Origin of the sequence: Avibacterium endocarditidis, from assembly GCF_965138825.1 — a bacterium.
GTDB classification, from domain to species: domain Bacteria; phylum Pseudomonadota; class Gammaproteobacteria; order Enterobacterales; family Pasteurellaceae; genus Avibacterium; species Avibacterium endocarditidis.
Map to the genome: position 1 here is coordinate 1 of NZ_CBCSDH010000010.1, position 14,867 is coordinate 14,867.

Genomic DNA, 14,867 nt, shown 5'->3' on the forward strand with positions numbered 1-14,867 from the left:
TCAATTTCCCCCTCAAAAATCTCGTTAACTTCAAGGGATAAATGATAGCCAATCACAAGCCTGATTTTATGGTAGAACAAAGCGGCTGTATTCGGTTGAATATCTAGCAAATTTGCTGCCGTTCTTGCAGTAACTTCTGCGATAAAAAACTCCAGCAGTTTTTTCTGTATAGATTTCTTTAATTTACAATATGTTATCTTCATTTTTGTAGTATAGCATTGTTGCTAATCTACTACAGCCCCTAACTCATTATTTGTCGCATCATCAAACATCAAGCTGTTATACCCTTCGCCTTTATAGGTCTTGGATTTGATATGCATTTGTGTACGGCTAACCGGTAAATTGCCCAGTGGAACTTGCAGTTCGTTATACACTCGCCCAATAATCAGCGGTTGGTCTGGGTCGCCTTCAAGAAAACTCACCACTACTTCTTGTCCAACACGCGGAATCGCAAGCATTCCCCAATCTTGCCCTGCCCAAGGTTGGGCAACCCTCACCCAGCACGAGCTTCTTTTGATAAAAAAACTTCCCAGCTATCTTTTTTACCTTAGAAATATAAGAGAATACCATTATTAAACTAATTGCGAATATGATATAATTTACTATGAATCTCCAAGGAAATAATAAACAAATAAGAAAATAAATATTTTTAATAATAATTAAGAATAAATTTCCAAGAATACTTGCTAATATTAATATACTAGGGTTTTTAACCTCAGATGCCATACCATCAATTGAATATCTAAATATTACTGATAAGCCTATTCAACATACTAAGGAAATTATAAAAATCAATGTCAAACAAGTTTTTCTCATTAACTAAACCCACTCACTGATCTATACCATTCTTTAACTGGGTAATACCTATATCCTCTTATATTAAGGATACAAGCTTCTATAGTTTTAGTATATTATTTTACAATTTTATTCTTATTTAAAATCAGTTAATCAAGATATTCCTCTATTTGGCTAAACTCAAAAAATTTAGTTTCTGATTTCTTTAATGTATCACATACTATAGTATTGCAATTTAAAGATAACAATTTATATTCGCCTATTATTCTTCTGTTTATAGATAAAATTTTCTCAGTTCCTCGGGTAGGCATTTCATCACTTGAATGCAAAATAGAATCAAATCCCTAAATAACCTCCATAAATAAAATACGATAATATGTATAAAATAAAGTTTACGATTTATTTCATAAACTATTTATCAACTTTCTTATATCTAGCTTTATTCCTTTGGAAGCCCATCCACAAACCTATGTAAATCTAGATTTCCGCTATTAATATAGTCTAGCATATTTTCTCTTATGGTCTCTTCATCTGTATATTCAGGAGAATTGATATCTTCATCTATATAGTTAATATCTTTAGATATAAAGTCTAAGTATTGTTTTTTTATGTTAGGTGATGAATATAATTTTAAACATGCGTTAATGTCATTGTGGAAATATTTATCCAGCATAACTCCTTTTTTCGGGAAGGCGGATTTTTTTCAATGATGATATATTGATCCAATAATTTATTGCTTTTAATTAACCTAGGAAAAGGATAAAGATTATTATAAAGATGTATATATTCATTAGTGAATAATGAGTTATTTTTCATTTTTATTCTTACATCAAGACAATGTAGTGTCCCTAGATATTTGAATTGTTCCAGAGCCAACTTATCATTAGAAAGTTTTTCTTTTACTTGAGTGAGTAGGTTAGCCGCATTACTATTATTTATAATAAAAAATAAAAGTGTTAATAAAAGTTTTTTCCTTGTTTGGTACATTATTTTAACTCCCAAAAATAAATTTCTTTAGCAAGAGGCTGTCCAGCCTGATTTAATATATAATGATGGTTTCCAATAGCATTACCATTATGCCATAGAGTAACATGTCCTGAAGCTTGCCAAGCAATAGGATCAATTGGAATCATCGCATAAATTCCTCTTTTAATGCCTCAATTTCGAGTAACGATAAGTAGTTTAGTGAAGAATTGGAAATTAATTTCCAAGCGAGTGTTCCATCTAGTAATGGATGCAGTGGCATAGATGGACGAGTGATATTTTTAAATTCAACAATTGCTGGGTTTGTTTCTGTGCCAATGCAAATATCACCAACTTTTAAGTTGGTTGGTATTTCACGGTTAGTGCAAGTCACATTGATCGAGATGGATTCGGTTTTTCCTAAACTTATTACCTCATCGCCTCTTACAAAAGAAATATAATGATCAAATCCTTTTTCAAATAAGGCATCTTTAGCCCTTACTTTATAATAAAGTTCGGTTCGTCCTTTAGCATATTCAATTTGATGCTCAAAGCTTTCAAAAGGTAAGTAATGACGTGTGGAAGAATGACTAGGCCCTCTAGCTTTATTGTTCGTATTTTCAACATAGCTTGATACTTGATCTACTGAGAATATTTCATACCATTCAGGATGAGAATGACTTCCTTTTAGCAAATATTCATCTTTATCTCCATCGAATCTGAGCGGTTCACAACTATGCTTAAATAAATTTATTGCAGGTGTGCAATGTAGTCTAAAAGTTGATTTTCTAATTTGAACATCTGAAGACAATGGTTCAGAGAAATAGAGGTTTAATATAAATTGATTTGATTCATCAAGAGTATTTGGTAGTGGAGCGATACCATTTACGTCAAAGAACATGAAGCTTTCGGGAAAGCAGAAATATTCTTGTAAGATCCGATAACCACTGTAAGCATTTTTAGGGTAAGGTAAGAGAGCGTCTTCTTTATTAAATCCTGCAGGTGAAAAATTAAACTCAGGTAATGTTATTTTCTGGTCGTTGACAACAATCTCTGCACCTGTCAAGTAATAGCTAAACCATAGATATAGTTGCTGATTAGTGTAATCATCTGCCCCTAGATAAAAACGCAACTTATTTAAATCTAGTTCAGAGAATTTTAGTGGCGATTCACTAGAAAATACTAAGCTAATAATAGCTTGCTCGTTACTATTTAATACACTTGCATCTGAAAGAGAGAAGGGATTGAGCCAAACATCACGGCAAGTCTGAAATTGACATTGTAGTTTTTTGTCGGAGTTACCAGATGTTATAGGACGGCTTAATAACGTGGTACCTTTATTTACGACATCAAAACCTTTTGCGACTTTAGGGTTGGGAAAAAATTCAACGATAGTCATACTTGGTGTTGGGCGCAGATAATTTGGCCAGAGCATATTAATTAAACTATGAGTGAACTCTGGAAATTGATCTTCAATTTTAGCTCTTAAACTACCAGATAAAAAGGCAAAGCCTTCTAGTAATCGTTCAACATCGGGATCGGCACTTTTTTCAGATAAAAAATTAGCCAAATGAGGCTTTTCATTAGCAATTTTTTTACCTAATTCACGCAGATAATCTAATTCTTGTCTAAAATATTTTTCAAGAGACATAATCACATCTTAAGTAATGTTGCTCATATCTAGATAATAACGATGATCGTTATCTAGGTGTAAATTAAAGGCAATGTCTTTGGTGTAGTCTTCAAAGGATACTGTTGCCGTGACGTAAAAAAATAGGGTTAGAGGTTGCTCTTCATTAGGAAATGGTGTCACATTTACCGCGATGATTCGAGGCTCAAAATTCAAAATGCATTCTTGAATGATTTGGGATATTTTTTGATAGATATCTCCTGTATTACTCGTGGCATCATTTAAGTCCATAATACCTAATTGGACCGCACTTTGTGATGTGCCTGGATGGGTATTAAGGATATTGTTAAGATTATGTTTTATTGACTCGATAAAAGTTTTGAGACCAGAATGGGAGAGAGGAGAAGGATTTACCTCCTTCCCCTGTATACGCTCAAATAAGCTAGCTGTACTATCTCGTTGCCAACTTAATAATGCCATTTTTCTATTCCTTGTCTAGACGACCAACAAGCGATAGTTCAAAGTTAGATCCCATATATTTAAAGTGTGGTCTTAATTTGATGGAAGACAAGAACCAACCTGGATCTCCCTCTACATCTGATACAGAAATAGATGCCGCTCTGAATGGACGACGACTACGAACATCTGCAGGTGGGTTTTCTTGATCAGCGACATATTGCTTGAGCCATTTATTTAACTCGGTTTGTAAATCAGTTGCTTCTTTCCAGCTACCAATTTGCTCACGTTGTAACACTTTTAAGAAATGAGCTACTCGAGTGATCATAAATGTATATGGTAATTGAGTACCTAATTTGTAGTTGGTTTCTGCTATTTTACCCTCTTTTGTATTTGGGAAAATTTTTGGTTTTTGAACAGAATTAGCAGAAAAGAATGCAGCATTATCACTACCTTTACGCATAGTTAATGCGATAAATCCTTCTTCCGCTAATTCAAATTCTCTTCTATCTGTAATAAGCACTTCTGTTGGGATCTTTGACTGAATTTGTCCCATCGCTTCATAAATATGAACTGGTAAATCATAGACCGCACCGCCACTTTGTGGGCCAATAATATTTGCACACCAACGATATTTAGCAAAACTATCCGTCAAGCAAGAAGCTAGTAAAAATGCGCTATTACCCCATAGATAGTGTTCGTGGTCTTTACTTACATCCTCTTCATAGCCAAAAGTTTTTACCGGATTGTCTGACACAGAGTAAGGTAAACGAACTAAGAAACGAGAGGCAGTTAATCCTAAACTACGAGAGTCTTCAGATTCTCGTAATGAACGCCACTTAGCATACATTGGTCCTTCAAACACTGATTTTAGATCTTTAATTGCAGGTAATTCAGTATAACTTTGAATACCAAAGAAAGCGGGGGATACGGAAGATATAAATGGGGCGTGAGCCATAGAACCTACAGCGCTCACATATTGCAAGAGTTTCATATCTGGGGATTTAGGGGTAAATTCATAGTTCCCAATCACGGCACCAATAGGTTCTCCACCAAATTGACCATAGCCAGAAGAATAAACGTGTTTATAAAAACCAGATTGAACAATTTCAGGTGCAAATTCGAAGTCATCGAGTAATTCTTCTTTTGTTGCATGAAAAACGTTAATCTTAATATTTTCTCTAAAGTCTGTTTTATCAACTAATAATTTTAATGAGCGCCAAGATGATTCTAAATTACGAAATTCATTGTGATGTAGAATCTCATCTACTTGGGCGCTTAATTTCCGATCAATCTCATTGATCATTTTATCTATTAATAACTTGTTTACTGGCTCTTCTTTAGAGCCTGTTTCTAAAATGTTACTAATAAAAGCAGCGACACCTTGTTTAGCAATATCATAGCCTTCACTATCTTCAGAAAGCCTTGTTTGAGCCATGATTTCATCAAGTAATGAGCCCGAGGTAGTGGTATTTTGTTCGATTTGTTCTGTTTGGATTTTATCAGCCATATCTAAAGTCCTCTGGTATGATCAACTATTTTTTATCCACTAAATTTAATTCTGCAAGTAATTGAGCTCGGGATTGCTCATCTTCGAGTAGTTCTGCGATTCTAGCTCGAAAAGCCGGAACATTCCCAAGTGGTCCTTTGACGGCAGTTAATGCTTCTCTTAATTCAAGCAATTTACGTAATTCTGGAACGGATTTAACAATGTTATCTGGAGAGAAGTCATTAAGAGATTTGATGTCTAATTGCACATTAATTTCATCATCTGGTGATGCGTTATCGGATAATTTGTTTGCAACATTAATATTCAAACCAATTTCCATTTCTTCCATAACTGAAGAAAAATTGTTTTTATCAATAGAAATCATTGATCGCTCTTCTATAGATGAGTCTTCTGCTTTTCCCTTCATATCACCAACAACTAAGAGATTTAATGGTAATTCAACTATCACAGCTGGTGCGTTTACGGCTGATTCTGTGGGAAATATTTTTGTTGAAGGTCATGAAGATCAAATGTTGGTTCAGCAGGTTAAACACCAAGTGACCGTACCAACGGATCCACAATCAGGTCAACCATCAGGTCAACGTGCACATAAACCATTAATTTTAACGGTAGCCCTAAATAAAGCAGTTCCATTACTTTATAATGCGTTAGCTTCAGGAGAAATGCTACCGAAAGTAGAATTAAAATGGTATCGCACATCAGTTGAAGGCAAACAAGAGCATTACTTCACAACTACATTAGAAGATGCAACTATTGTTAATATGGATCTTTTAATGCCACATGCACAGGATCCTTCTCAAAAAGAGTTTACTCAATTACTTGATGTCTTTTTAGCTTACCGAAAAATCACTTGGGAGCATACTGTAGCAGGTACATCAGGTTCAGATGACTGGCGTACACCAATTGAAGCTTAATTAACTAGATTAGCTACGAGTATGGTGTGTCAAGCACACCATACTTTATTATAGCTACTATATTAAAGGTCCATCACCTAACTTAATTTAAATACTCAATGTTTGGGATTGAGTATAAGGATGGCTTTTATCGACCTTTGCATGATTTTATGCCACACGATAATCTAAAGTTTTCTGTTCAGCTTCTTTTATTAAGGCCTCATTCAATTATTTAATTCGAGTGGGAAGTCTCTTTCTTTTATAATTCTATTTGATCTTAAAGTTCCTGCGTCAATATTGATTTTTTCTTTGTCATTGATTATTCTTACTTTTAAGCTGTAAAAGATAAGAAAATGTAGCAGAGATGAATAGATTAAATCTTTTTCAAATGCTATATAATATTACGAATATCTATTTACTATTTTTTTTCTTGTTTGCTTTGTCTTTTATAATACATGGTTCCTGAAATATCAAATAATGTATATAGGTGTTATTTATAACTAATTGGAATCCTACCTATAGCCATGTAATGAGTTACTCCCTTAAAGATCGAGTATGCTCTCGCATTTATTATCTGAAAAAATGAAATAAAAATTGATTGCTTAGTATATTTTGGATAGATATATTACGAGCTAGTCAACGTTTTATCTAGAATAGGGATGTATATGTATATTGGTCATCGTTTAAAAGAAGAAAGACAGAGAATGGGGTTAACTCAAAGAGCATTTGCAAAATTAGGAGGTGTTAGATCACAAGCTCAGTTCAAATATGAGCATAATCGAATTATGCCTAGAGCCGACTATTTAATGAAGCTAGGATTAGAGGGTGTTGATATTAATTATATACTTTTTGGTGAGAGGGGGGTTATAGCAATAAATAAAGAAGAGAAGTGTTTGCTGGATTTATTACGAAACTCAAAGGATATAAGAGATTTTATCCTGCATGGAGTAAATTATTTTAAATCGATAGAAATTTAGTATATTAGAAATTTTTTAATTAGAATATTAAAGGAACCTTAATTATGGCGGTAGGTAATATTACATTTGAAGAGTTATTACAAAATTTTTTTATATAAGTATCTCCGAGGAGATACAATTAAGAGTTATCAGAAAGCTATTAGACTCTTACAGAGAAATTGCAATGTTATGTATCCAAATGAAATCTCTAGTTTATTGCTTTTAGATTGGAGAAGAACCGCGGTTGGGAGTAATATTAAACCAATCACATGGAATAGCTATTTGCGCCACATCAAAGCAATCTATAAATTTGGAATTGAACAAAATTTATTAGATTATCAAGATAATCCTTGTAATAAATTATTTTTAAGAGAGGGAAAAGCTAAGCGGAAAATTTTGTCTAGTACAGAACTAGCAAAGTTAGATTTTTTTCTGCAAGGTGCACATAATTTGCCAGGTATCTTGAATCCTGTATGGTTTGTTGAAACGTTAATAAAGACATTCAGATATACAGCAATTCGCCGAGCTCAATTAATAAAATTAAAGGTTGGTGATATAGATTTAGTGAGTAGAATTATTCATATATCTCCCGAAATAAATAAAAATCATCATTCACACACAATTCCTATTTCAGATAAGTTGTTTCCTTATCTTCAGAACCTTATCCTTGAATTAAAGCGAGCAAATCAAACTAATGATTGTCAGTTATTTAACTTTAATCTCTTTTGCCCTTTGTCCAGGAATAGAGCTAAAAATACCAGTGAACATCAAATAAGCCATATATTTAAAGTTATATCTCGTTCTGTTGGGTTCAATGTATCTCCACATAGATTTAGGCACACAGTTGCAACAAATTTAATGAAGAATCCTAATAATCTTTACGTAGCCAAGCAGTTATTGGGGCACAGGGATATTAAGGTAACACTAACTTACATAGAAGACGATGTGGAAATGATTAGAGACACTGTAAATTCAGCATTATTATAAAAAGTTAATGTCCAGCCTTTACAAGCCTTGGAATTTGTGTAAGATCAAGTTATCTATTTAGCAATAGATCTTGTGGTAGTATTGGCTGGATCTTCCACTTGAAGAGCTATTAGAGTTAATGGGCTATACAAGGGATTTTACATCTCTTGACTTTCGAGTCATGGCGGCTCAAGTCTGTTCTCGGCACCATCTAAAAATAGAAATAAATCAATAAGATAGTCGCTAAGAGCGGCTTTTTTATATCTGAAAATCAAAGTTGGGACTTTCCCTATGTTGAAACTCACCCCTTTTCAATGGTCATCATTTAATTTTTTCGGTTTTTACTGTGCTTATGGTGTCATTGTGCCGTTTTTACCGATTTGGTTAGCACAGTATGGCTATGATGTGGAATTAATTGGCACATTGATTTCCCTTAGTTATTTATGTCGTTTTGCCGGTGCTATTTTTTTCACTAAAAATATTAGGCATCTTAATCAGTTGATTCCATTAAGTCGCATTCTAACTTGGTTAAGTGTGTTGGTGCTGATAGCGGTGAATTGGGCAGTGCAATCATTGTGGTGGCTTATTCCTATTTTAGTGCTGTTTCATATGTTGAATGGCGGAATTATGCCTGTTTGCGATACCATTGCTACGAGTTGGCATCAGCAGTTAGGAATGGATTATGGCAAAAGCCGTTTATTTGGTTCATTAGCTTTTATTGTTGGCTCAATTACTGCAGGCTATTTGCTTGGTTGGTTAGGAAAAAGTGCAATTATCGGCATTATTATTGGTTATTTAGTTTTTTGGGGGCTGGGGATTAGTTTAAATCCTACACAAAGATTTAATCAGCAGGAAAAACAAGAGGCTGCGGTAACAGCAAGTTATCGTGAATTATTGCGAAATCCAACGACAATCAGAATGATTATTGCCACCGCCCTTATTCAGGGTTCACACGCGGCTTGTTATGCGTATGGCACGATTTATTGGTCTGCAAACGGTCTTAGCACTTCACAAATTAGTTGGCTGTGGAGTTTGGGTGTGGTTGCTGAAGTGGTATTTTTCTTCTTTTCTAAACATTTCTTTAGAACTTGGCAAATACATTATTTGACCTTGTTTTCAGCATTAGCTGCGATCATTCGCTGGACAACTATTGCTTACACAACAGATTTTACGCTGCTAATCTTCGTCCAAATGTTACACGCATTCACTTATGCAATGGGGCATTTTGCGATGATTCGTTATATCACTTCTCAGCCAAGCGAAACGATTCCAAAATTACAAGGGCTATATTTTGCAAGCTCTAGCTGTATTATGATGGCGCTTTTCACCTTTATTTCGGGATTGGTTTACCCAACTTCCGCACAAATGAGTTTTGTGCTGATGGCGATTTTTGTTCTACCTGCAATCTTCCTTGTACCGAAGAAATTTTCAAACCACCTAGAGGTGATTGAATAAAAAATAAGGCGATTTTCCATCGCCTTTAAAAATTCCTAAAATTTTCACCGCACTTTAGTTTTTATCTCTCACCACATTCAACGCCGAGAAACTTTGTGCTACGGGCATTATTTCAATGCTGTTGATATTAACGTGGGCGGGTTGTTGGTAGATCCATAGCACGGTGTTGGCGATGTCTATTGGCTCAATAGGGTGTACGTTGGCATAGACGCTGGCCGCTTTTCTGTCATCGCCTTTAAAACGTACATTAGAAAATTCAGTGCCGCCGCATAACCCTGGTTCTACATTGGTTACACGCACCTTAGTCCCAGCTAGATCAGCGCGTAAATTCAAGCTAAATTGTTCCACAAACGCCTTGGTTGCGCCGTAAACGTTGCCACCTGGGTAAGGATATGTGCCTGCGATTGAGCCTAAATTGATAATATGCCCTTGTTGGCGTTCCACCATTTGCGGTAGCACTTTGCGGGTGATATAGGTTAAGCCCACAATGTTGGTGTTGATCATTGTTAGCCAATCGTCAAAATTGGCTTGATGTGCAGGCTCTAAACCTAGCGCTAAACCTGCGTTATTCACGAGCAAATCAATTTGTTGGAATGCTTCAGGAAGTTTGGAAAGTGCGCGATCAATTTCGCTTAAATTATTCATATCCATTTGTAATGGAAAGAAATTTTCGCCTAACTCTGCTTGCAACTTTTCCAGTTTTTCTAAACGGCGAGCCGCGCCAATCACTTTGTATCCTGCTTTAATAAACACTTCGCACATTGCTTTACCAAAGCCTGCCGATGCGCCTGTAATTAAAATCGCCATAATTCCCCCTATCTAGTTTAGTTTAGTTGAGTTAAATATCCCTTACCTAAGGCATTCATTTGTCGCATAATCCAACGTTGTTTTTTCTGCACAAACGCGCTGGGTTTATTTGCTTTAAATATGATTGGATTAGGCAGCACCGCAGCTAATAACGCCGCTTCTTGCTGATTAAGCTGTTTCGCCGATTTTTTAAAATAGGCTTGGCTAGCGGCTTCAACGCCAAAAATGCCATTACCAAATTCAGCAATGTTTAAATAGACTTCTAAAATCCGTTTTTTTGACCAAAGCAGTTCTACCATTAAGGTGGTCGGTAATTCAATGCCCTTGCGTAGCCAGCTTTGTCCGTGCCATAGGTATAAATTTTTTATGGTTTGCTGTGAGATAGTCGAGCCGCCCCGCACTTTTGTCGATTTTTTATTGTATTTCAATGCCTTATCGATAGCGTCCCAATCAATCCCGTGATGCTGAGCAAATTTTTGATCTTCGGCGGCGATAACGGCTAATTGCATTTGCCACGAAATTTTATCCAAGCTCACCCATTGATATTTAATGGGGTAACTTTCACCGTTTAAAAGATGACTCACTTTCTGCTGTGCCATATAGGAAGAAAATGGCACAGGCACAACACGAAATAGCAAAGTTATGCCTAAAAAAGCCGCGAACGCATAGAAAGAATAACGCAAGATTCTTTGTTTAATGCGCTGCAACCATTTTGGCTTTTTATTCTTTCTGCCCATCAAGCTGTTCTTTTACCCATTGCATAAACTCAGGTGGCATTGTTTTGATCATATTTGATCCCCTTGTAATGGTTGCCGCGCTGGTGTTCAGATTTTGTTGAATTTCGCGTTGTGAGCAACGCTTATCTAATAACTGTGCTACAATTTGTAAACGCAAGCCCACCGCATCTCGTTCATCTGCGGTGAGTAGCAGCGTGAGTAATTCTTGTTCTTTATTTTGTGCAAACGCAGTGCGTAAAATCTCGATAAATGCCTGCCATTGATCCATATTTTTGCTCACATACATAGCTTTCTCCTAGGATTAAAACGTTTCACTGTGCTATTAAACTACTTCACTAGTATAATCTATTCTGTTCGGCTTGGGTAAATTTTTCTGCCTTTTCTCCTTGCAACAGTTGGTAATAATAATCGTACGCTAGCACATTTTGCACATATCCACGGGTTTCATAAAAGGGAATGGTGGCGATAAATTCTGCCATTGTGAGCTTGCCATTGGATTTTGCCAGCCAGCTATCAACACGCCGTGCGCCTGCGTTGTAAGCCGCAGCAATTAAAATGCGATTATTGCCATATTTTTCTGCAAGCTGATTAAGATGGGTTGTGCCAAGCATAATATTATCAATAGGATCAAACAGTTGGCTCTCTTTTTTATAAGGGAGTTGATCTTGCTCTGCGGTGAGTTTCGCCGTGCTTGGCAACAGTTGCATCAATCCACGTGCATTAGCAGAAGAAGTTACATTTGCGCGCCACGCACTTTCTTGTCGAGCGATTGCCATAGCAAAAGTGCGGTGAATTTTTGCGTTATTTTTGTTATTGATGAACAAATCAAACCACGTTTGGTAAGCGTTAGGTAAACGTAAGGCGATATAATCCCACGCTTTCGCCTGAATCGTGGCTTCCACTTGTAAATCAGCCCACTGATTTTGCTCGGCATATTGGGCTAAGGCAAGTTTGCCCGCAAAATCCGAGCTATCTAACAATGCTCGCCATTCACGCTGAATATTGGCACGATCATTGAGCGTCTGTAACTCATTAATGCGTGCAAATTGCTGAGCATAGCGCTGTAAAGGTTGTTCATTTGACGAGAAAGTTTTCATCGTTGGCTGATAATCCCCCCCCAAACGCTGTGCTGCAAGCATAGGGTAAAATCCCCGTGCATTTTGCTGCATTTGCTGCCAAATCTGTGTGGCTTGCGCAGTTTTGCCTTGCTGAAATAACACTTCACCTTGCCAATATCGCCATTCATCTTTCTGTTTACCTTGTTCCGAAAGCAAATTTAACCAAGGTTGAATATCCGCTTTTTCACGCAATGCCACACGAATGCGGCGTTCAGTTTGTTTATCTTCTTTTAAGGTTTTCAGGGTTACATCACGCCATTGCTGAATAGACGGATTTTCGCTATCAAAAAGCTGGCTCAGCAAGGCAGATTGCCAGCCTTGGGTTTGCGCGGGCGATAAGTTAAAGCGAGCCGCCCATTGTTGTAATTGGGAAAAAGGCACACTGACATTGAGTTGATTTTCCGTAATGGTTTTAATAAAGCGAGGCATTACGGCAAGCAAAATCTGTTTATTTTCATCATTGGCAGGCAAATTTTCTATATAAAAAGTGTTGCTTGGAGAAAGCAATAAACGTGGTGATTTCAATAAGTTAGCCAGATTGGTAAGCCAAGTTTTTAATTCGGCATCTCGCGTAAGCGCTGCCAATTCGCTAATTAAGGCACGATTATTTTTTTCTACGGCAAGCAAGGCACGCTGTTTAATTAAATCTTCCGTAATCACGCTGTGATCGTAGGCTTGCTGGAAAATAGCTTGGCATTGCGTGGGTGAGCTGTTTCCTGTGAGCCATAACTCTTTGGTTTTTATCGAAAGTGCGGTGTTTTTTTCTATAATTTTGTCCGCTGTCGCTTCAGGTTCTGTTTGCGATGAAGGTTGTTTTTCTTGCTGTTGTGCTGTCATCACAATGCAAGAGGCGGTGTTATCTTTGGGTAAATCGTTCACATTGGCTAAAATCCCCTGCCAATTTTGTGTATCGTATTGTTGTTGCAACCAATAATTAGGCAAATTCTTGAGCGGAAAATCAGGATATTTCTTTACAAAATCAATAACTTCATCAAAAGATAAGGCGGCTTTTTTCGCGGTTAGAAATTGATGTTCCGCATAAGGTAAGAGCGGATAATCTTGCAGCTGAACCAATAATGCTTTGGCGATACCTAATGTGGTTTCACTTTGGGAAAGAGCTAAATATTGTTGCAGCTTGCGATAAATTTCGCGTTCGCGCGCCAGTTTTTGTTGGCTTACTAACAATGCTTTTGCAGCATCATTATTTTCAGGGCTAGCATTAGCTTTATTTACATTTTGCCCCTCTGTGATATTTTGCTTTTCCGTTACATTTTGCGCTTGCTTTACATTTTCTGCCGCTTTTATTTCTGTATTTTGTGCGGTTGAATTCACTGCACGAGCTGGCGGCGCCGAATTTCCCCATACGAAAAGGGAAAGCGAAGATAAACTTAAGGCAAGCAAGGTTTGGGTAAATTTCATAATATTCCTTTTTACGGCACTTTTTAGATAGGATAAAAATTGGGTAAAAACCACCGCACTTTTGTGCTGTTGTAATGGATATTTCATAACTACATTTATAAACAAAAGCCCGAATAAATCGGGCTTAAAATCTAACTGGTTATTAGACCGCACTTGGTTAAAAAAGTGCGGTGAAATTTTTCAACCTTTTTATGGCAGTTCGTCAATATCGTCTTTATTCACTTTTTGAATCACCATATGTTCACGTCTTAAGCCGAGATCATAGGCGATACTAATAGCAATATAAATGGTTGAGTAAGTACCAAAGCCGATACCGATTAAAAGCGCCAATGAGAAACTATGGATCGTAGGCCCACCAAACACAAACAGCGCGATCACCACAAAAAGCGTTGTGATCGATGTCATCAAGGTTCTTGATAGGGTTTGGGTGAGAGAAATATCAATAATATCCACAGTGTCAATACGGCGAATTTTGCGGAAGTTTTCACGCACACGGTCAAATACCACGATACTATCGTTCAGTGAGTATCCCACCACCGATAAAATGGCTGCCACAAAGGTGAGATCCATTTCGATTTGGAAATAAGAAAAGATCCCAAGAGTTACAATCACATCGTGCGCAAGGGCAACGATCCCCCCTGCCGCCAAACGCCATTCAAAGCGGAATGCAATGTAGGCAAGCAACATTAATAAGGTGATTAATGTCGCATAAATCGCGCCTTGGGTAAGTTCTTCACCCACATTTGGGCCAACAAATTCTACGCTGCGAATTTGGATATCATTATCCAATTTACTTAGCATTCCTTTGATTTGCGTGCCAATATCCGCGCCTCCTGCCGAAGCTGAAAGACGGATCATTACATCACGCACGCCACCTGTGGTTTGCACTAATGGGCTTTCGATACCATTTTCTTTTAAGGTGGCACGGATTTTTTCTAAATCAGCGGGTTGGGAAAAATGCGTATCCACCACTGTACCGCCAGTGAAATCCAAGCCCCAGTTAAAGCCTTTGGTTACAATGCTTGTAATACAAAGTGCGGTAACAATTAATGAGAAAATATAACCCACAAGGCGGTAGCGCATAAATGGGATAAGCTTGAATGGCAAGATTACCCCTTTATATTCATTCACTTTTTTATCTTTTGTAAATAAGCTCATCGTA

At 36.9% G+C, this 14,867-nt stretch carries 16 protein-coding genes and 1 pseudogene; 4 read left to right on the forward strand and 13 right to left on the reverse strand.

Annotated features, from left to right (window positions below):
• The 8 genes and pseudogenes from ACNAV8_RS07015 to tssB all read right to left on the reverse strand — a co-directional run.
• Window positions 1-203: pseudogene (locus ACNAV8_RS07015) on the reverse strand (IS1595 family transposase); the annotation flags it as partial.
• Window positions 204-224: 21 nt separating this feature from the next.
• On the reverse strand, window positions 225-533 hold the full coding sequence (vgrG, locus tag ACNAV8_RS07020) for a type VI secretion system tip protein VgrG (protein ID WP_415777478.1): 309 nt from the start codon (window positions 531-533) through the stop codon (window positions 225-227).
• 701 nt (window positions 534-1,234) lie between these two features.
• Window positions 1,235-1,468, reverse strand: coding sequence for a hypothetical protein (locus ACNAV8_RS07025; protein ID WP_415777444.1), 234 nt, complete (start codon window positions 1,466-1,468; stop codon window positions 1,235-1,237).
• A 313-nt stretch (window positions 1,469-1,781) separates the two neighbouring features.
• A complete protein-coding gene (locus ACNAV8_RS07030; protein WP_415777445.1) occupies window positions 1,782-1,928 on the reverse strand; it encodes a hypothetical protein in 147 nt (48 codons plus the stop codon).
• Window positions 1,925-3,409, reverse strand: a complete 1,485-nt coding sequence (gene tssF / locus ACNAV8_RS07035; RefSeq protein WP_415777446.1) for a type VI secretion system baseplate subunit TssF — start codon at window positions 3,407-3,409, stop codon at window positions 1,925-1,927. The genes ACNAV8_RS07030 and tssF overlap by 4 nt, the downstream gene beginning before the upstream one ends.
• A 9-nt stretch (window positions 3,410-3,418) precedes the next feature.
• The gene (gene tssE, locus ACNAV8_RS07040) at window positions 3,419-3,868 is read right to left on the reverse strand and encodes a type VI secretion system baseplate subunit TssE (RefSeq protein ID WP_250350007.1); all 450 of its coding nucleotides are present in this window, start codon (window positions 3,866-3,868) and stop codon (window positions 3,419-3,421) included.
• Between the two features lie 4 nt (window positions 3,869-3,872).
• A complete protein-coding gene (tssC, locus tag ACNAV8_RS07045; protein ID WP_250350008.1) occupies window positions 3,873-5,354 on the reverse strand; it encodes a type VI secretion system contractile sheath large subunit in 1,482 nt (493 codons plus the stop codon).
• A gap of 25 nt (window positions 5,355-5,379) precedes the next feature.
• Window positions 5,380-5,802 (reverse strand): type VI secretion system contractile sheath small subunit, encoded by a 423-nt coding sequence (tssB, locus tag ACNAV8_RS07050; protein WP_245872592.1) that lies wholly within the window; start codon window positions 5,800-5,802, stop codon window positions 5,380-5,382.
• A 25-nt stretch (window positions 5,803-5,827) separates the two neighbouring features.
• Here tssB and ACNAV8_RS07055 point away from each other — a divergent pair, with 25 nt between their 5' ends.
• From ACNAV8_RS07055 to ACNAV8_RS07070, 4 genes are all read left to right on the forward strand, one after another.
• A complete protein-coding gene (locus ACNAV8_RS07055; protein WP_425427464.1) occupies window positions 5,828-6,268 on the forward strand; it encodes an Hcp family type VI secretion system effector in 441 nt (146 codons plus the stop codon).
• 644 nt (window positions 6,269-6,912) lie between these two features.
• Window positions 6,913-7,224, forward strand: coding sequence for a helix-turn-helix domain-containing protein (locus ACNAV8_RS07060; RefSeq protein WP_103855533.1), 312 nt, complete (start codon window positions 6,913-6,915; stop codon window positions 7,222-7,224).
• Between the two features lie 66 nt (window positions 7,225-7,290).
• Window positions 7,291-8,190 carry a tyrosine-type recombinase/integrase gene (locus tag ACNAV8_RS07065; RefSeq protein ID WP_103855534.1) on the forward strand — a complete coding sequence of 300 codons (900 nt, stop codon included), beginning with the start codon at window positions 7,291-7,293 and terminating at the stop codon, window positions 8,188-8,190.
• Window positions 8,191-8,460: 270 nt separating this feature from the next.
• Window positions 8,461-9,624: a 3-phenylpropionate MFS transporter gene (locus ACNAV8_RS07070; RefSeq protein WP_415777447.1), complete on the forward strand. Its 1,164-nt coding sequence runs from the start codon at window positions 8,461-8,463 to the stop codon at window positions 9,622-9,624.
• A 54-nt stretch (window positions 9,625-9,678) separates the two neighbouring features.
• Here ACNAV8_RS07070 and ACNAV8_RS07075 read toward each other — a convergent pair whose 3' ends face one another.
• From ACNAV8_RS07075 to secF, 5 genes are all read right to left on the reverse strand, one after another.
• A complete protein-coding gene (locus ACNAV8_RS07075; protein WP_103855535.1) occupies window positions 9,679-10,431 on the reverse strand; it encodes an SDR family oxidoreductase in 753 nt (250 codons plus the stop codon).
• A gap of 17 nt (window positions 10,432-10,448) precedes the next feature.
• Complete coding sequence (gene mtgA / locus ACNAV8_RS07080) at window positions 10,449-11,168, reverse strand: monofunctional biosynthetic peptidoglycan transglycosylase (RefSeq protein ID WP_103855536.1); 720 nt, start codon at window positions 11,166-11,168, stop codon at window positions 10,449-10,451.
• Window positions 11,152-11,454: a trp operon repressor gene (trpR, locus tag ACNAV8_RS07085; protein WP_103852641.1), complete on the reverse strand. Its 303-nt coding sequence runs from the start codon at window positions 11,452-11,454 to the stop codon at window positions 11,152-11,154. The genes mtgA and trpR overlap by 17 nt, the downstream gene beginning before the upstream one ends.
• A 49-nt stretch (window positions 11,455-11,503) precedes the next feature.
• Window positions 11,504-13,705: a transglycosylase SLT domain-containing protein gene (locus tag ACNAV8_RS07090; protein WP_415777448.1), complete on the reverse strand. Its 2,202-nt coding sequence runs from the start codon at window positions 13,703-13,705 to the stop codon at window positions 11,504-11,506.
• A 189-nt stretch (window positions 13,706-13,894) separates the two neighbouring features.
• On the reverse strand, window positions 13,895-14,863 hold the full coding sequence (gene secF, locus ACNAV8_RS07095) for a protein translocase subunit SecF (RefSeq protein WP_103852639.1): 969 nt from the start codon (window positions 14,861-14,863) through the stop codon (window positions 13,895-13,897).
• Window positions 14,864-14,867 lie beyond the last annotated feature (4 nt).

Bases quoted from the DNA above. Each gene is read 5' to 3' on its own strand.
- ACNAV8_RS07025 (WP_415777444.1), bottom strand. From the start codon at position 1,468: ATGCTGGATAAATATTTCCACAATGACATTAACGCATGTTTAAAATTA.
- ACNAV8_RS07030 (WP_415777445.1), bottom strand. From the start codon at position 1,928: ATGATTCCAATTGATCCTATTGCTTGGCAAGCTTCAGGACATGTTACT.
- tssF (WP_415777446.1), bottom strand. From the start codon at position 3,409: ATGTCTCTTGAAAAATATTTTAGACAAGAATTAGATTATCTGCGTGAA.
- tssE (WP_250350007.1), bottom strand. From the start codon at position 3,868: ATGGCATTATTAAGTTGGCAACGAGATAGTACAGCTAGCTTATTTGAG.
- tssC (WP_250350008.1), bottom strand. From the start codon at position 5,354: ATGGCTGATAAAATCCAAACAGAACAAATCGAACAAAATACCACTACC.
- ACNAV8_RS07060 (WP_103855533.1), top strand. From the start codon at position 6,913: ATGTATATTGGTCATCGTTTAAAAGAAGAAAGACAGAGAATGGGGTTA.
- ACNAV8_RS07070 (WP_415777447.1), top strand. From the start codon at position 8,461: ATGTTGAAACTCACCCCTTTTCAATGGTCATCATTTAATTTTTTCGGT.
- ACNAV8_RS07075 (WP_103855535.1), bottom strand. From the start codon at position 10,431: ATGGCGATTTTAATTACAGGCGCATCGGCAGGCTTTGGTAAAGCAATG.
- mtgA (WP_103855536.1), bottom strand. From the start codon at position 11,168: ATGGGCAGAAAGAATAAAAAGCCAAAATGGTTGCAGCGCATTAAACAA.
- trpR (WP_103852641.1), bottom strand. From the start codon at position 11,454: ATGTATGTGAGCAAAAATATGGATCAATGGCAGGCATTTATCGAGATT.
- ACNAV8_RS07090 (WP_415777448.1), bottom strand. From the start codon at position 13,705: ATGAAATTTACCCAAACCTTGCTTGCCTTAAGTTTATCTTCGCTTTCC.
- secF (WP_103852639.1), bottom strand. From the start codon at position 14,863: ATGAGCTTATTTACAAAAGATAAAAAAGTGAATGAATATAAAGGGGTA.